The organism is Leuconostoc holzapfelii (genome assembly GCF_012396485.1).
GTDB lineage: Bacteria > Bacillota > Bacilli > Lactobacillales > Lactobacillaceae > Leuconostoc > Leuconostoc holzapfelii.
In genome coordinates this window covers 90,683-106,578 of sequence record NZ_JAAXPO010000002.1, presented here as the reverse complement: position 1 = coordinate 106,578, position 15,896 = coordinate 90,683, and the positions used below count along the sequence as shown (strand labels likewise).

The 15,896-nt window shown below is 44.9% G+C and carries 13 protein-coding genes and 3 tRNA genes; 13 read left to right on the top strand and 3 right to left on the bottom strand.

Annotated elements, in window-relative coordinates; translation table 11 throughout:
- Positions 1-14: 14 nt before the first annotated feature.
- A complete protein-coding gene (gene treR, locus HF966_RS01970; protein WP_168675990.1) occupies positions 15-737 on the bottom strand; it encodes a trehalose operon repressor in 723 nt (240 codons plus the stop codon).
- 168 nt (positions 738-905) lie between these two features.
- Here treR and HF966_RS01965 point away from each other — a divergent pair, with 168 nt between their 5' ends.
- On the top strand, positions 906-1,793 hold the full coding sequence (locus tag HF966_RS01965; protein ID WP_168676142.1) for a prenyltransferase: 888 nt from the start codon (positions 906-908) through the stop codon (positions 1,791-1,793).
- 28 nt (positions 1,794-1,821) lie between these two features.
- Here HF966_RS01965 and cbpA read toward each other — a convergent pair whose 3' ends face one another.
- Positions 1,822-2,469: a cyclic di-AMP binding protein CbpA gene (gene cbpA, locus HF966_RS01960; RefSeq protein WP_168675989.1), complete on the bottom strand. Its 648-nt coding sequence runs from the start codon at positions 2,467-2,469 to the stop codon at positions 1,822-1,824.
- 119 nt (positions 2,470-2,588) lie between these two features.
- Here cbpA and pth point away from each other — a divergent pair, with 119 nt between their 5' ends.
- From pth to HF966_RS01900, 12 genes are all read left to right on the top strand, one after another.
- Complete coding sequence (pth, locus tag HF966_RS01955) at positions 2,589-3,158, top strand: aminoacyl-tRNA hydrolase (protein WP_168675988.1); 570 nt, start codon at positions 2,589-2,591, stop codon at positions 3,156-3,158.
- Between the two features lie 42 nt (positions 3,159-3,200).
- Complete coding sequence (mfd, locus tag HF966_RS01950) at positions 3,201-6,716, top strand: transcription-repair coupling factor (protein WP_168675987.1); 3,516 nt, start codon at positions 3,201-3,203, stop codon at positions 6,714-6,716.
- Positions 6,717-6,742: 26 nt separating this feature from the next.
- The gene (locus tag HF966_RS01945) at positions 6,743-7,033 is read left to right on the top strand and encodes an RNA-binding S4 domain-containing protein (protein WP_168675986.1); all 291 of its coding nucleotides are present in this window, start codon (positions 6,743-6,745) and stop codon (positions 7,031-7,033) included.
- A gap of 71 nt (positions 7,034-7,104) precedes the next feature.
- Positions 7,105-7,500, top strand: a complete 396-nt coding sequence (locus HF966_RS01940) for an FtsB family cell division protein (RefSeq protein WP_168675985.1) — start codon at positions 7,105-7,107, stop codon at positions 7,498-7,500.
- A 28-nt stretch (positions 7,501-7,528) separates the two neighbouring features.
- Positions 7,529-8,836: a tRNA lysidine(34) synthetase TilS gene (gene tilS / locus HF966_RS01935; protein ID WP_168675983.1), complete on the top strand. Its 1,308-nt coding sequence runs from the start codon at positions 7,529-7,531 to the stop codon at positions 8,834-8,836.
- Complete coding sequence (gene hpt, locus HF966_RS01930; protein WP_168675982.1) at positions 8,836-9,375, top strand: hypoxanthine phosphoribosyltransferase; 540 nt, start codon at positions 8,836-8,838, stop codon at positions 9,373-9,375. Before tilS ends, hpt begins: the two co-directional genes overlap by 1 nt.
- A 23-nt stretch (positions 9,376-9,398) precedes the next feature.
- Positions 9,399-11,492 carry an ATP-dependent zinc metalloprotease FtsH gene (ftsH, locus tag HF966_RS01925; protein WP_168675981.1) on the top strand — a complete coding sequence of 698 codons (2,094 nt, stop codon included), beginning with the start codon at positions 9,399-9,401 and terminating at the stop codon, positions 11,490-11,492.
- A gap of 93 nt (positions 11,493-11,585) precedes the next feature.
- Positions 11,586-12,482: an Hsp33 family molecular chaperone HslO gene (hslO, locus tag HF966_RS01920; protein WP_168675980.1), complete on the top strand. Its 897-nt coding sequence runs from the start codon at positions 11,586-11,588 to the stop codon at positions 12,480-12,482.
- A 116-nt stretch (positions 12,483-12,598) separates the two neighbouring features.
- Positions 12,599-14,080 (top strand): lysine--tRNA ligase, encoded by a 1,482-nt coding sequence (lysS, locus tag HF966_RS01915; protein WP_168675979.1) that lies wholly within the window; start codon positions 12,599-12,601, stop codon positions 14,078-14,080.
- A gap of 83 nt (positions 14,081-14,163) precedes the next feature.
- Positions 14,164-14,236 (top strand) — tRNA-Asn (locus HF966_RS01910).
- A 127-nt stretch (positions 14,237-14,363) separates the two neighbouring features.
- Positions 14,364-14,436: transfer RNA gene (locus HF966_RS01905), tRNA-Asn, on the top strand.
- A 28-nt stretch (positions 14,437-14,464) separates the two neighbouring features.
- Positions 14,465-14,537, top strand: a tRNA-Thr gene (locus HF966_RS01900).
- A 75-nt stretch (positions 14,538-14,612) separates the two neighbouring features.
- Here HF966_RS01900 and HF966_RS01895 read toward each other — a convergent pair.
- A complete protein-coding gene (locus tag HF966_RS01895) occupies positions 14,613-15,824 on the bottom strand; it encodes an MFS transporter (protein WP_246586627.1) in 1,212 nt (403 codons plus the stop codon).
- Between the last annotated feature and the right edge of the window lie 72 nt (positions 15,825-15,896).

The window sequence follows — 15,896 nt, the reverse complement described above, 5'->3', positions numbered from 1 at the left end:
GCGGGATCACCTTTTTAAGTCGTTTGTCTTCTAGCAAATTCATTGAACTGGAATTGATCTGGGCGGTGACGCGCAATGGTGTGCTGGAAGTAGGTTGTATCTGATAGGTGACCTTGACTTTCCACTTGAATTAGTCGATTTTCATTTGCTGGGAGACCAACCAATAAGTCACGGTCGCGAGTTGTAATTAGTTCAGCGGTGATGGTCTTTTCGGCGAATGCTACAGCTAAATGCAGATCATTTTCAATGTAAGCGTATATAGATTGTTTTGCAATAGCCGGTGTGAGTCCTGGAATCAAGTCGGCACGAATATAGTCCTCATCAATCACGCTATGGACGTCATCGATAATGCGCACGCGAACAATATGGTATAAGGGTGTGCCAATGGGAAATTGCGTCACTTCTTGATTGTCTGCTGTCACCGTGAATGTTTCAAAAACGGGTAATTCAGTGGTTACTTGAAAATGTTGTAGCACTTCCAGCTCATGAAAACTCGTCAGTCCGCTAATTGGAAAATGTCGTAATTGATGAGCAATCACTTGTGAGCCTTTACCACGGCGCTTTTGAATAAGACCCTCTTTGTCTAACTTTGCCAGTGCTTTTCTGATGGTATCTCGGGAAGTGTGGAATTGGGCGACCAAATCGTTTTCACTCGGCAAAAAAGCGTTAGCTGGATAAATTTGTTGTTGGATATCGGATTTAATTTGTTGATAAATTTTAAGATATAGTGGGTGCATAGTCAGCCTTTATCGGTGCTAGTTGGTAGTTACTGTCTGTAGCTGGTTTACTTTTATTATACACGATCAATACTCTGTTAAAAAATCTGTAGCCATACAAGGGAGCATACTTGAATAAGATAGGATGTATTTTTCTGGTAGAATAGATTACTAGAGGTTAATATGAAAATGACACCAAAACAATTTTTAGATTTAGTCGAGATTCGGGTGGTGATTCCCAGTGTGGCACCGTTACTCGTTGGCTTAGTCTACAGTCAATGGCAATATGCCCGATTAAATTGGCTGAATGCGGGCCTACTGATTGTAGCGACCATTAGTGTGCATCTTGCCGTTAATACGTTTAACCGTTACGAAGATGCCAAGCGCCAAAAAGAAAATGCCTATTTACGTGAGGCAGCAGCCGGCGAGGTTATTTCTCATCGGCAAGTTCGGCAAGTTGCCCTTGCTTTAGGCATCATTGCAGCAATCGCTGGCGTTGCCGTGGCTTTGCGTACGGATTACGTGACTTGGGTGATTGGGATTGTGAGTTTTTTGATCGGGTATTTGTATTCTGCTGGGCCAAAGCCAATTACGAATACGCCATTTGGTGAAATTGTATCTGGGTTGACGATGGGGTATTTTATCTTTGTTGCGCAAGTGTATGTGAATACACAGATGACACCCATGCCCAGCGTGCTGTTGCAATGGTTTGTGGTGAGTTTCCCTTTGACGGTCTTCATTGCTGAAATCATGCTTGCAAACAATATTGCGGATCACGATGAAGACGAGGCCAATGCACGACATACGCTCGTGCACTATATCGGTGTGCCAGCAGCCAAGCGGCTTTACTTGTTCGCAGCACTACTGGCTTTTGCAGAAGTGGTGGTCACGACATTGGTTGGTTGGTTACCAGTGACAAGTTATGCACTCGTCATGTTGTTGCCGCTTGTGATGCGTCACGCGCGTGGTTTTATTGCAAACCCCGTGAAGCGAGAAACCTTTATTTTAGCCATCAAAAACTTAGTGATTGTCATGCTTGGCATGACAGTGACAATTTTAGCTGGTTTATTGATATAAAAAGACTGACGCCTGAGCGTCAGTCTTTTTAATTAAAACGTTGTAGGTCTTCTATACTTGTGACCGTAAAGTGTTTCTTCTCTAAATGGGCTACTAATTTTTGCAATTGGTCGCTATTAGCAGTTAAAGGCAAGGTGATCATCAACGTGGTAGCTGTTGTTGGACTGGGTTGGATGCTTAATACGGATTCGATATTGGAATAGCGCGCGATAATGCTGGCGATCTTTTTTAAATCGCCTTGTGTATTGTGCGAGGTTACCGAAATCGCAACGCCACCAGTGCGTACCGACCAACTTTGTGATAATAAGTCCATTAAAGCATCGTGGGTAAAAATACCAGCAAAGTGGTGATCTTCATCCAAAACCGCAATAAACGGTAAGTCGCGAATGGCGAAGAAAACTTCGTAGAACTGGCTGGTGGTATAAATAAACTTGGTTGAATTGCGCATGATTGCCGTTACTGGTAGATTCATGTCGCCGTTTTTGGCAATGTGTTCGTAAACGTGTTGTTTATAAACGTTGCCACGAAATAGCTTGCCAGATTCGTCCAAGATGGGCATGGTGCGTGTATGCGCTTCGGCAGGGGAGTTGAACAAATCATTGACTTGTGCAATCGTTGTATTTTCTGTCACGGTTGTCAGAGCAGATTTTGGGGTAATGAGGGATTCGTGGAGCATATGCGTGTCCTAAAATTAAATTTTTTATCATGAAATAGCCATATATCATGATAACACAGAATTCTGTTATACTGGTAGATAAGATTGAGAATTTTAGTAAGGACAGATAAAAAGCTGACATGAAATATATTATCGGACTAGGCAACATTGGCGCAGACTACGAACAAACGCGGCACAACATTGGATTTATGGCGGTAGACGCCTTTGCTGCGGCAAACCACGCCACGTTTTCACCAAGTAAACAATTTGCCCTGACGGCCAAGGTGACGATTGCTGGCGAAGCTGTGATGCTTGTCAAGCCGACGACGTATATGAACGATTCAGGCAAAGCAGTGCGTGCCATTTTGGATTACTACGGTGGGGCAATTGATGACGATGTGATGATTTTAGTCGATGATATGGACTTGCCATTTGGTAAGTTACGCTTCCGTGCCAAAGGGTCAGCTGGTGGTCATAATGGATTGAAGTCGATTATGGCACACACTGGGTCACAAGCGTTTTTGCGTTTGAAATTTGGCTTAGGGCATCCTGAACACGATAAACAAGTTGTGATTAACTACGTGTTAGGAAAGTTCACATCCGCTGAACAACCTGAGATTAACCAGATGTTAGATCGCAGTGTGGCGGCGATGACGGATTGGATTAGCGGTGCAGCGGTAACGCAATTAAGCAATCAATATAATGGGTAGTAGATTGACTCGTGGGATGTTTGAGAGGGGATAACTGACAAGATGCTAACAGGATTTTTAGCAAAGACAGATACGATACAAGCCATCACACATCAAGCGACGCCACAATCCAATCAATTATTGCTTGGCGTCCATGGCAGTGCGCGCGCTGCCAGCATTGCTGCGATTTATCATGCAAATCCACGACAACTGTTGGTGGTGACTGACACGCAAGTTCATGCAGATCAACTATTTGCTGATCTGGCTCAGTTGACCACGGCAGCCATTAATTTCCCCGCAGAAGAGGCATTAGCCACGGAAATGGCGATTAGTTCGCCAGAATTGCGCCTTCAACGTGTGGCTGCACTTTTGGCGCTCCGGCGACAAGAACCGGTCATTGTGGTGACGAGTTTGGCTGGCGCTGAGCGCCTGTTGCCACAGCCAGCAGCGCTTGATCAAGCGCAACTGACGTTTTCAGTGGGTCAAACCTATCAATTTGCTGATATTAAGGCGACATTGATGATGATGGGTTTTACTGCAACAAAATTAGTGCAAACGCCTGGCGAATTTGCCCAGCGGGGCGCTATTTTTGATATTTACCCACTGACTGGTGATGAGCCGATTCGTTTGGACTTTTTTGATGATGAATTGGACCAAATTAAAACCTTTGATGTGAGCACACAAAAAAGTACGGGTACATTGTCAACGATTAGCATTGATCCAGTGACGGATTTTATCGTATCCGAGGCGGACTACACGGCTGCGACAGATCAGATTGAAGCCGCATTTAACCAATATCGCAGTGATTTAGTTGGGATTGAAAAAAAGCACGCCACGACCGGTTTTGCTGCAACGCAACAGTTACTCCATGCACGGGCGCGTGAAAATCAGTTACTACCGTATGCAACCTATTTCTTTGGTGGGCAGACAACTTTGGCTGATTATTTTCAGTCAGACGTCTTGCTTGTCGTGGATGAATACACGCGCTTAAAAGAAACGCGCTTGACGCAATTAAGCCGTGACCAAGACTGGCTTGAAAATCAAATCGCTACGTATCAAATGTTACCACATCAAGTGTTACGGGCAGAATTTTCAACACAGTTACACCAAGCAAACGCGGCGACATTACATTTGGCGAACTTTAAGCGAGGATTGAACCAGATTAAATTTACCAATTTGGTGACTGTGACCACGCGGCCAGCCAGTCAATACTATGGCCAAATGCCGGCGTTGACAGCTGACTTACAACAGGCACAGGGTGCCGGCACAACGGTAATTTTATTACTTGAATCTTCCAAGCAACGGCAAAATCTTGCGCAGTCACTTGGTGATTTGGCACCAGGGGTGTTGGAAACGCGCACTGTACAACCGCATCAAGTACAGATGATGGCTGGTGGATTATCTGCTGGTTTTGAATGGCCACAGTTGCATCTTACGGTTTTGACTGGACATGAATTATTTGCCCAGTCACGGCGTAGTACACCGCGCCCACGGCAGATTGCGAATGCAGAGCGTCTGAAATCCTATAACGAATTGAACGTTGGCGACTATGTTGTGCACATTAATCATGGGATTGGTCGGTATGAAGGGCTGCAAACCATGGCGGTTGATGGTGGGATGCAAGATTATCTCACGATTGCCTATCAGAAAAATGCCAAAATCTTTATTCCTGTTACGCAACTCAATTTGATTCAAAAATACATCGGTGCATCCGATGCTGCTCGTGCACCCAAGCTAAATAAGCTAGGTGGGACAGAATGGGTCAAAACGAAGCGTCAAGTGGCGGCTAAAATTGAAGATATTGCAGATGATTTGCTTGAATTATACGCCCAACGTGAGGCGCAAGCAGGTTATGCTTTTCCACCCGATGATACGGCGCAACTGAAGTTTGACACGGCATTTGGTTATCCTGAGACCCCAGATCAGATACGTTCGATTGAAGAAATTAAAGTGGATATGCAAAAAGAACGACCAATGGATCGTTTATTAGTGGGTGATGTGGGTTTTGGTAAAACTGAAGTAGCCCTTCGGGCAGTCTTTAAGGCAGCGTATGCTGGGAAGCAGGTGGCCTTTTTGGCCCCGACAACGATTTTAGTTCAGCAGCATTATGACACGATGATGACACGATTTAGTGCGTTTCCTGAATTGAAAATTGGCGTGCTCAGTCGTTTTCAAACACCAGCACAGAATAAGTCAGTTATCGCACAACTCAATGCCCATGAGATTGATATCGTTGTGGGTACGCACCGGCTATTAAGCCAGGATGTGGCATTTGCTGATCTTGGCCTCTTGGTGATTGATGAAGAACAACGGTTTGGTGTGAAACACAAAGAACGCCTGAAACAGTTGCGTCATAGTGTGGATGTGTTAACGTTGACAGCCACGCCGATTCCAAGAACACTCAACATGGCGATGGTTGGTGCACGCGACTTATCCGTGATTGAGACGCCACCAGCAAACCGTTTTCCCATTCAGACCTACGTCATTGAAGCCGATTGGACGATTGTGCGCAATGCCATTGAAAAAGAGCTGGCCCGTGATGGGCAAGTGTTCTACTTGCATAATCGCGTGGCTGATTTGGATCGCGTCGCGAGTCAAATTGAAACCTTAGTTCCGTCTGCGCGTGTTGCTGCCATCCACGGTCAGATGTCTGAAGTACAATTGGAGAGTATTCTCTTTGATTTCCTAAATGGCAATTATGACGTGCTGGTGACAACAACAATTATTGAAACGGGTGTCGATATTCCTAACGCCAATACATTGATTGTTGAAAATGCTGATCATATGGGCTTATCACAGCTGTACCAACTGCGGGGACGTGTGGGGCGGTCAACGCGACTAGCATATGCCTATTTTACCTATCCCTTTACGCGCACACCAAGTGAAGAAGCGGAAAAACGGCTCGCTGCGATTCGTGATTTTACCGAATTGGGCTCGGGATTTCGCATTGCGATGCGTGATTTGAGTATTCGTGGTGCCGGTGATTTGCTCGGTAAACAGCAACACGGTTTTATTGATTCAGTGGGTTATGACATGTATACGCAACTGTTGAAAGAAGCGGTGGCAAAAAAACAGGGACATACACCAGCAGCACCAAGACGATCAGAGACCGATGCCGAGTTAATTTTAGGCGTATTAGCCTATTTACCAGAGCAATACGTTGCAGATAATGCGCAAAAAATTGAACTTTATACACGCATTCGACAGGCGCGCACGGATGAAGCGTTTGAAGAGATTGAAGGTGATATGTTAGATCGCTTTGGTGACATGCCTGATGAAGTGGCACGCTTATTATTGGTTGGTCAGGTAAAACAATTGGCTGACCAAGCCCAAGTCACCCATATTCGCCGTCAGCGTCAACAGCTCACCATCACATTTAGCGCGGAGGCGACCCAACGTTTAGCTGGAGAAACGGTGTTTGAGACGTTAGCTGAAGTACCTCTGAAGGTGGCGGTTCGCTCCGAATCAGGTCAATTACAAGTCATTTTCACGGTGAATGATGTTGCTGAAAGTAGTATTTGGTTGAATATTTTACGGAACTACTTGCTCGTGACGATAACAAAAGAACAGACGATATAAACGATAGATACAAGAAAGAGAATGAGATGCGATTAGACAAATATTTAAAAGTTTCCCGCTTGATTAAGCGCCGGACAGTTGCCAAAGAAATAGCCGATCAAGGCCGAATTTCGATTAATGGTAAGGTGGCAAAGTCTTCTTCAGATGTGTCGACAAACGACGAATTAGAAGTCCGTTTTGGGAACAAAACACTGACAGTCAAGGTGGTTAAGATTGTCGAAACGACTAAAAAGGAAGCATCAGCCGACATGTATGAAATTGTGAGTGAAACGTTTGCCCAAGATTTCCGGACGGTTGAGGATGAATCTGCTGAATAAAAACTTTAAGTAAATCTAAAGAATGTTGAAAAAATCCTAAGAACATGACACACTAGAATTAGGTGAAATTCATGTCGACTTACAACAGAAGACAATTGAATAAGCAGCACGTCAACCCAGAAATACAGCAAATTATTCGTAATTCTGAACCGGCCAATATGCAAGCCAAGCGTCACTACCAAAGGGCGCATGCGAACCGTGAAAAAAAGATCTTGTTTTTTGGTGCTGTTTTTGCTTCTATTTTTGCGGTGCAATTATTAGTGAGTCAAGTGAAGTTGCACGCTGCAAATGCAACACTGACAGCGACACAAGCGCGACTAACAACTGTCCAAAAAACAAATAGTGATTTAAAAGCAGATCAAAAGCGGTTAAATGACCCGGCCTATCTGCAACAAATTTTACGCGACAAATACGGGTACACAAAATCAGGTGAGCTGGTTTACAATCTCCCATCAAATAATAATTAACAAGCACCTTCAGGGTGCTTTTTCTATCATGATTGAAAAAATCCAACAACAATTACAAGCCCACGTATGGGAAAAGACCATTATCGTCGCTGTTTCTGGTGGGGTCGATTCTGTCGTCTTATTACACGCTTTGCGTCAGCATTTACCACAAGCACAGCTTGTAGTCGCACATGTGAATTATCATTTGCGCACCGCAAGTGACGGGGATGCTGCCTTTGTGGCTAACTTAGCCCAAAAATACCAGGCCGTTTTTGAGCAATGCAGTTGGGATGCAGTACCGAGTACAGGCGTCGAAGCACAAGCGCGCCACCTACGGTATCGTTTTTTCAAACAGTTAGCTGATAAGTATCAGACACAGACGATTGTGGTGGCACATCATGCCAATGATCAAGCAGAAACAGTCTTATTGAAGCTCACACGCGGTGGACAAGCCAGCCAACTGAGTGGCATGGCTGCGACAAACCAGCAAATTAAGCGGCCATTTTTGTCCCTAACTAAACAGGAGTTGGTGGCGTATGCGCAGCTGCATGGCTTGATGTGGCGCGAAGATCAAACGAATGCGGATCCTAACTACACCGCGCGTAATCGGATTCGCCACGACATCATACCAGCATTACAGCAGATTAATCCGCAAGCCGTAGCGCATATTAATGGGATGGCAGCACAGATTCAAGTGCAATCAGATTTAATCCAGGCAACAGCTGCGGCTTACGTGGATCAACTCATGATGAATTGGCCAAGCGTGCCAACGGCTTGGTTGGGTCCCACCTTACAATTTTTTTGTCAGCAGCATGGCATTTTTCAAGTGAAACAGGCCCAGATCACGCAAGTGGTGAACTTATTACACAACGCACAAAAACCCACGGGTACAGTGCGTTTGTCGGCAGATAAGCAAATTGTCAAATCTTATCAACAATTACGACTAGAAAACATAATAGATCCGGCAAATACAGTGCAAGTTTTGCCCCCAACTATGTTAAAATTAAACCAGTGGCAAAAATTCAATGATGACGCCTTTCAATGGACAAATCAGTCCCCAAATGAAACCGCATTCACGGTTGCTTTTAACCTAAAACAACCCGCAACGCATTTGGACTTGCGTCCCATGAAAACTAGTGATAAACTTGCACTCATACATGGGCACAAAAAGTTGCGACGACTGGCGATTGACGAAAAATTAACCCCTGCTGAACGCCGAGCTTGTCTCGTCTTGGCCACCCCGGAAAACGAGGTGATTGCAGTGAGAATACGTCAACGTTGGCGCGTTAGCGAAGATTTTGCCATCAAACAAGATGCGATGCCAAATTGGCTAGCATGGCGAATTGAGGAAAAGTAGTGGATAACGATATACAAGAAGTATTGTTTGACCAAGCCAGCATCCACGATGCGGCAGTGCGCTTGGGCAAGCAAATTACACAAGATTATGCTGGCGAAAAACCAGTGGTATTATCAGTGTTGAAGGGTGCTTATCTTTGGACAGCTGATTTATTACGTGCAGTTGATTTGTACGTTGATTTAGAATTTATCAACGTTTCAAGTTATCATGGTGGGGTCACTAGTACCGATGAAATTACGTTAGTGACAGATATCCGTTCAGATGTTGCTAACCGCGATGTCATTATTTTAGAAGACATTGTTGATACTGGGCAATCACTGTTGTTCATGAAAGAATTATTAGCCAAGCGTGGCGCGCGCTCAATTAAGGTCGCAACCCTGCTAGATAAAAAGGCCGGGCGTAAAGTCGAAATTGATGCCGATTACATTGGTTTTGATGTCCGCAATGAATTCGTCGTGGGCTATGGCTTAGATTACAAAGAAATGTATCGTAACTTGCCATATGTTGGTATCTTGAAAAAAGAAGTCTATTCTGATTAACTTCTAGGAATTGGGGAAACTTAATGAAAAATAATCCAAAAGATGGTTTCTTAAAAAGTTCAATTTTCTACATCTTCATTTTCCTTGCTGTTGTAGGGATGATTTATGGCTTGTTTGGCAATGACAAGTCAACATCTAAGACACTGACGTCAAGTGAATTTATGAAGGCACTGAACGATAAGGACCTGAAATCAATCACAGTGCAACAAGGTAATGGGATTTATAACATTACTGGTGAATACCGTAAGCCACAGGATGCGTCATCTGATTCCGGCTTAAACTTGTTGCAGCAGTCACAAAAGGTAACTAAGTTTACGTCAACTCTGCTACCCAATGACGCGTCATTAAAGTCAGTCACACAAGCGGCTGCAAATACCAAGACAGATTTGGTGGCCAAGCAGCAAGAATCTTCTGGCTTCTGGTTGAACCTTTTGGTGTCGTTCTTGCCTGTTTTGCTCATTGTTGGCGTCTTCTACGTCATGATGAGCCAAGCCGGTGGCAAGGGTGGCCAAGGTGGGATGATGAGCTTTGGCAAGTCAAAAGCTAAGCCATCCGATCCAAAAGACAATAAAGTGCGCTTCTCTGATGTGGCTGGTGCCGAAGAAGAAAAGCAAGAATTAGTCGAAGTGGTTGAATTCTTGAAGTCACCTAAGAAGTTTGTGAGCTTAGGGGCACGCATTCCAAAGGGTGTGTTACTTGAGGGCCCTCCGGGAACAGGTAAGACATTATTGGCCAAAGCAGTTGCTGGTGAAGCCAACGTCCCATTCTTCTCAATGTCAGGTTCTGACTTCGTTGAAATGTTTGTCGGTGTCGGCGCTTCACGTGTGCGTGATTTGTTTGAAAACGCGAAAAAATCAGCCCCAGCCATTATCTTTATTGATGAAATTGATGCGGTTGGTCGTCGTCGTGGCACAGGCATGGGGGGCGGCAACGATGAACGTGAACAAACGTTGAACCAAATTTTGATTGAAATGGATGGTTTTGAAGGTTCAGAAGGTGTGATCATCTTGGCCTCAACCAACCGTTCGGATGTTTTGGATCCGGCTTTGCTCCGTTCTGGTCGTTTTGACCGTAAGATTTTGGTTGGCGCACCTGATGTGAAGGGGCGTGAAGCCATCTTGAATGTGCATGCCAAAAACAAGCCGTTGGCTGATAATGTTGATTTGAAGGCCATTGCGCAACAAACACCAGGTTACGTTGGTGCTGATTTGGAAAACTTATTGAACGAAGCGGCATTGTTAGCTGCACGTCGGAATAAGAAAAAGGTTGATGCCGCTGATATTGATGAAGCTGAAGATCGTATTTTCCAAGGCCCAGCCAAAACCAATCGTGGGATGTCAGAACAAGAGCGCCGCACAACGGCGTATCACGAAGCTGGGCATGCCTTGGTTGGCTTGATTCGTTCAGAAGCCTCAGTTGTGCGTAAGGTAACGATTGTGCCGCGTGGTCGTATTGGGGGTTATGCCCTTATGACACCGAAGAATGATCGTTTCAACTTACGTTATTCTGAAGCCAAAGAACAGTTAGCTGGTTTGATGGGTGGTCGTGCAGCGGAAATGTTTATGTTTGACGAGGCCAGTTCTGGTGCGTCAAACGATTTCCAGCAAGCAACGAACTTGTCACGCCAAATGGTCACAGCATTTGGTATGTCAGATAAGCTTGGTATGGTGCAGTTGGAAGGTAATGCCAGTGTTGGTTATACTGAACAGGCTGGGAACCATGCTTATTCAGAAGAGACAGCCCGCCTGATTGATGAAGAAGTTCGTCGTCTAGCGCAAGAAGCTTATAATGATGCCACAGCAATTATTGCAGAGCATAAAGATAAGCTGGTCGCCATTGCGGAAGCTTTGCTTGAAGTGGAAACATTGGATGAACGTCAAATCAAAGACATTTACGAAACGGGTGAATTCACGCGTAAGGATGTCCAAGATGACGATGAATTGGCAACAGCCAAGTCATTTGAAGAAGCAAAAGCTGCTGCGGATGCGAAAGATTCTGAAGCAGAAGCTCGTTTTGAACATCATGATGATCAAAAGCCAGCAGATACGGATGATCATTCAGAAGCGGAAGCTGCGGATGATGCACCAACTGATGACAAGCAAGACGAAAGTAAGTAAAATAGAAGTTGACGTTAGCGTCAACTTTTTTATTTGAAATCAACTGTGTCAACCTTGAGTGCCATAGGCACCTACGAATATAGAAAGTCTATTATGTCAGATCAATTTATTAAAACTGTTACCAAAAATAAGTATTTCCGAGCCTATGCCTTAAACGGAACGCAATTTGTTCGTGAGGCAGCGGCTACCCATGAGACGAGCCGTTTGGCCGCGGTTGTTTTGGGCCGTGGCCTGTTGGCCACCACACTCACCGCACAATCGGTGTTAAAGGGTGAAGAACGACTAGCCATTCAAATTAACGGTCGGGGACCAATCGGGAATGTGGTTGCAGAAGCAGATGCCAAAGGCAGTGTCCGTGGTTATGTGACCAACCCACAACTTGAGCCAATATTTGATGCTGAGGGGAAGTTAGACGTCGCGCAAGCAGTTGGCACCAACGGCTTTTTGCAAATCACAAAGTTTGCCCCGTATGCCAACCCATATATCGGACAAAGTCAGCTGGTTTCCGGTGAAATTGGCGATGATTTCACATATTATTTGGCCCAATCTGAACAGATTCCATCCGTTGTTGGCGTCTCAGTCTACATGAATCAAGACGATACGGTCGAAGTTGCCGGCGGTTTTTTGGTACAAGCCTTACCAGATGCGACAGACGAAGCCATTGATGATTTGGAAGCGGCTTTAAAAAATATGAAGCCGTTAGCCGATATGTTAGTTGCTGGTTATACACCGCTTGAAATCCTAGAAGAAATTTTTGGTCAAGGCGAAGTGGAAATACTTCAAGTAGCCGGTGTTGGTCTAGCTGCGGAACCAACGAAGGCCGCGTACCGTGACATGTTAACAACGTTACCGGCTGAAGAAGTTCAGGCAATGATTGACGAAGATGGCGGGGCTGAGATTGTGGGTAAGTTCTCGGGAAAACGTTACTTTTTCACAGCAGATGAATTACGTGAGATCGTGATTGAAATCAACGACAAGAATCACGACTAACCTTTGAGGTTGCCTCCTTTTTTTGGTATAGTTATTGTTAGTGAGAACTTTTAAAACTGGTGTAAAAAGCCAGAATATAATGGAGGAAACGTGCTCCGTGTGAGCACTTTAAACATATGGCAGAAGAAAAAGCCCTCAACGATCAAATGTTGGCGCGTCGTCAAAAACTAGCAACGCTTGTTGACGATTTACATTTGGATCCATTTGGAAAGCGATTTGATCGCACTGCAAAGGCGCAAGCCTTGCATGATTTATATGATAATAGCACGTTAGAAGATTTAGAAGCCGCACAACACGAAGTGGTCATTGCAGGTCGTATGATTGCCAAGCGTGGTGCAGGGAAGGTCATTTTTGCTGATTTCCGCGATGTGTCAGGTAAGATTCAAGTGTATGCTAAGCGCGATGACCTAGGTGACAACTACCCAATCATTAAGCGGGCGGATCTTGGTGATTTCCTTGGTATCAAGGGAATCGTCATGAAGACAGAAGCTGGTGAGTTGACTGTCTTAGCGACAGAGTTGACACACCTTACCAAGGCTTTGCGGCCAATGCCAGATAAGTTCCATGGGATTGCTGATGTGGAAACACGTTACCGTAAGCGTTACTTGGACTTGATTGCCAATGAAGAGTCATTCAAGAAGTTCCAATTGCGCTCAAAGATTATTTCTGCCATTCGTGCTTACATGGATTCGCAAGACTTCATGGAAGTTGAAACACCAATTTTGCAAACGGAAGCTGGTGGTGCGGCGGCGCGCCCATTTATCACGCACCACAACGCGTTGAACATTGACATGTACATGCGTATTGCCACAGAATTGTACTTAAAGCGTTTGGTCGTAGGTGGTTTTGAACGGGTCTATGAAATTGGCCGTATCTTCCGTAACGAAGGGATGGATCCAAAGCACAACCCTGAATTTACCACAATGGAAACGTATGCGGCTTACATGGACTTCACGGACGTCATGGACGAAACTGAAGGCATCTTCAAGGCTGCCGCAGCCGTTGTTTCTGATAACCTGAAAGTGACGTATCAAGGCACAGAAATCGATCTCGGCACAAAGTTTGCCCGTAAGCACATGGTTGATTTGATTAAGGCACAGACTGGTGTTGATTTCTGGAAAGACATGTCAGTTGAAGACGCTCAAAAGTTGGCCGATGAACACCACGTGAAGTACGAAAAGTATTGGGGTGTTGGCCACATTATCAATGCGTTCTTTGAAACGTTCGTTGAAGACACCTTGATTCAACCAACATTTGTGTATGGTCACCCAGTGGAAGTATCACCATTGGCTAAGCGTAACGCTGATGATGACCGCTTTACAGATCGTTTTGAGCTGTTTATTATGGGCAGCGAATATGGGAACGCCTTTACGGAATTGAACGATCCAATCGACCAACGCGGCCGTTTTGAAGCGCAAGTTGCTGAACGCGAAAATGGTAACGATGAAGCGGAAAATATTGACGAAGACTTCATCGAAGCTTTGGAATATGGTATGCCACCAACAGGTGGCTTGGGAATCGGCATTGACCGTTTGGTGATGTTGCTAACCGATTCTGACACGATTCGTGATGTTTTGTTGTTCCCAACAATGCGATAAGCATTTTTCAATATAAACGATAAAAAGGCTTGACATAACGATGGATTATTAGATATAATAATTAAGTTGTGTTAAGCAATTATTCCGACTTAGCTCAGTTGGTAGAGCACCTGACTGTTAATCAGGTTGTCGCCGGTTCGAGCCCGGCAGTCGGAGTTTTATGAGAAGCAGGCCGCTTGTGGCTTGCTTTTTTTGTGCCGTTTTCTAAGCGAACTTTCTGATGAAAAGTGTTGACAAAATTAGTCAAAGCTGGCATAATTAAATAGTTGTGTTAAGCAATTATTCCGACTTAGCTCAGTTGGTAGAGCACCTGACTGTTAATCAGGTTGTCGCCGGTTCGAGCCCGGCAGTCGGAGTCTGAGATAACCTGTTGGTTATCAATTTGCCGATGTAGCTCAGTTGGTAGAGCACGGGTATCGTAAACCTGGGGTCGGAGGTTCGAATCCTCTCGTCGGCATCTTCTTAATCAGTGCGTCTGTGACTACAGATCACTGATTTTTTTGTGCAAAAAAACAGCTGCATGAGCAACTGTTTAATACGTTTGGGGTTTAAACCTCACGGTGAAGGTTAAGATGCTTGAAATCGCCATAATCACTGCGACAAAAGCGTATGGCAAATTACCATTAATGTCGAGTAACGCGCCGCCAAGAACGGGACCAACGATGTTACCAATGCTGGTCAGCGACATATTTAGGCCATTAATAAGGCCTTGTTGCCCTTCGTTGACATGCGAGAGTAATGTTGTAATGGCAGGTCGAATAATGTCAAATCCGACAAATACAATCAAAGTCGCGATGAAAACTTCCCATTTGCTTTGCGCCAGTAGAATCCAAATGATCGCGAGCACACTGGCAATAAAACTCAGACGAATTAATCGCAGTTCACCAAGATAGGTTACCAGACTGTCAAAGAAGACCACTTGAAAAATCAAGGATAGGATGCCGTTGACAACTAGAAACCAAGCGATTTCTGCGAGATCAAAACCACGGACATCATGGAGGTAGAGGCTAAACATATTGTCGAGTGCTGCCAGGCCAAATGAGGCCACAAGAATGAGTACCAGTAACATCACTAATGGTAGTGACCAAAATGGTGTCGTTGACTGAGTGACGCTTTCCTGTTGGGTGGCATGCGCCACGCGTAGTTTGTCTTCTGCTGGCATCAGCGTAATGAAGACAATAAAGGCAATTAAGCCCAAAATGGCCGAACCAACGAAAGGCAGTGCGTGGTGGATATTAGCCAATACGCCACCAACACCTGGGCCCAAGATGATGCCGCCGCTAAATGAGGCAGATAGCCACCCAATCACGCGGGCACGATTGGCATTAGATGTCATGTCTGAAGCTAACGCAGTAATAGATGGCATGGATAACGCAGCGGCCAAACCACCTAAAATACGTGCCAAATTAAGCAGCCAGAAAGCATGATTGATACCAAGTGCAAAGACAGCTTCTGAGATGGCAAATAAGAGTAATCCGGCAGCAATCAAGGGCGTGCGCGCGAACTTATCCGATAAACGACCAATAATTGGTGACGCGACGAATTGGACTGCGGCAAAAAGCGCCGCCATGATGCCCATATCCATGGCTGTTAAGCACATATCTGCTTTTCTGCTTTGATGTAGGGTTCGACTGGAATGACCAAGCCGATCCCTAACATAATTAATAATTGCGAACCCACGAGCAAAAATAACGCCCGCTTTTGAATTGTTGTCATAACCCACCGTTTCTATTTTTTTGTACAAAAAAGAGGACGTCGCATTGACAACGCCCAATCTATACCTGTTTTGCCGTGTAACGCAGACATGTCATGACAT

Coding starts and splice junctions, on each gene's coding strand:
- ftsH (WP_168675981.1), top strand. CDS start 9,399: ATGAAAAATAATCCAAAAGATGGTTTCTTAAAAAGTTCAATTTTCTAC.
- hslO (WP_168675980.1), top strand. CDS start 11,586: ATGTCAGATCAATTTATTAAAACTGTTACCAAAAATAAGTATTTCCGA.
- HF966_RS01945 (WP_168675986.1), top strand. CDS start 6,743: ATGCGATTAGACAAATATTTAAAAGTTTCCCGCTTGATTAAGCGCCGG.
- mfd (WP_168675987.1), top strand. CDS start 3,201: ATGCTAACAGGATTTTTAGCAAAGACAGATACGATACAAGCCATCACA.
- HF966_RS01965 (WP_168676142.1), top strand. CDS start 906: ATGACACCAAAACAATTTTTAGATTTAGTCGAGATTCGGGTGGTGATT.
- HF966_RS01940 (WP_168675985.1), top strand. CDS start 7,105: ATGTCGACTTACAACAGAAGACAATTGAATAAGCAGCACGTCAACCCA.
- tilS (WP_168675983.1), top strand. CDS start 7,529: ATGATTGAAAAAATCCAACAACAATTACAAGCCCACGTATGGGAAAAG.
- lysS (WP_168675979.1), top strand. CDS start 12,599: ATGGCAGAAGAAAAAGCCCTCAACGATCAAATGTTGGCGCGTCGTCAA.
- cbpA (WP_168675989.1), bottom strand. CDS start 2,469: ATGCTCCACGAATCCCTCATTACCCCAAAATCTGCTCTGACAACCGTG.
- pth (WP_168675988.1), top strand. CDS start 2,589: ATGAAATATATTATCGGACTAGGCAACATTGGCGCAGACTACGAACAA.
- treR (WP_168675990.1), bottom strand. CDS start 737: ATGCACCCACTATATCTTAAAATTTATCAACAAATTAAATCCGATATC.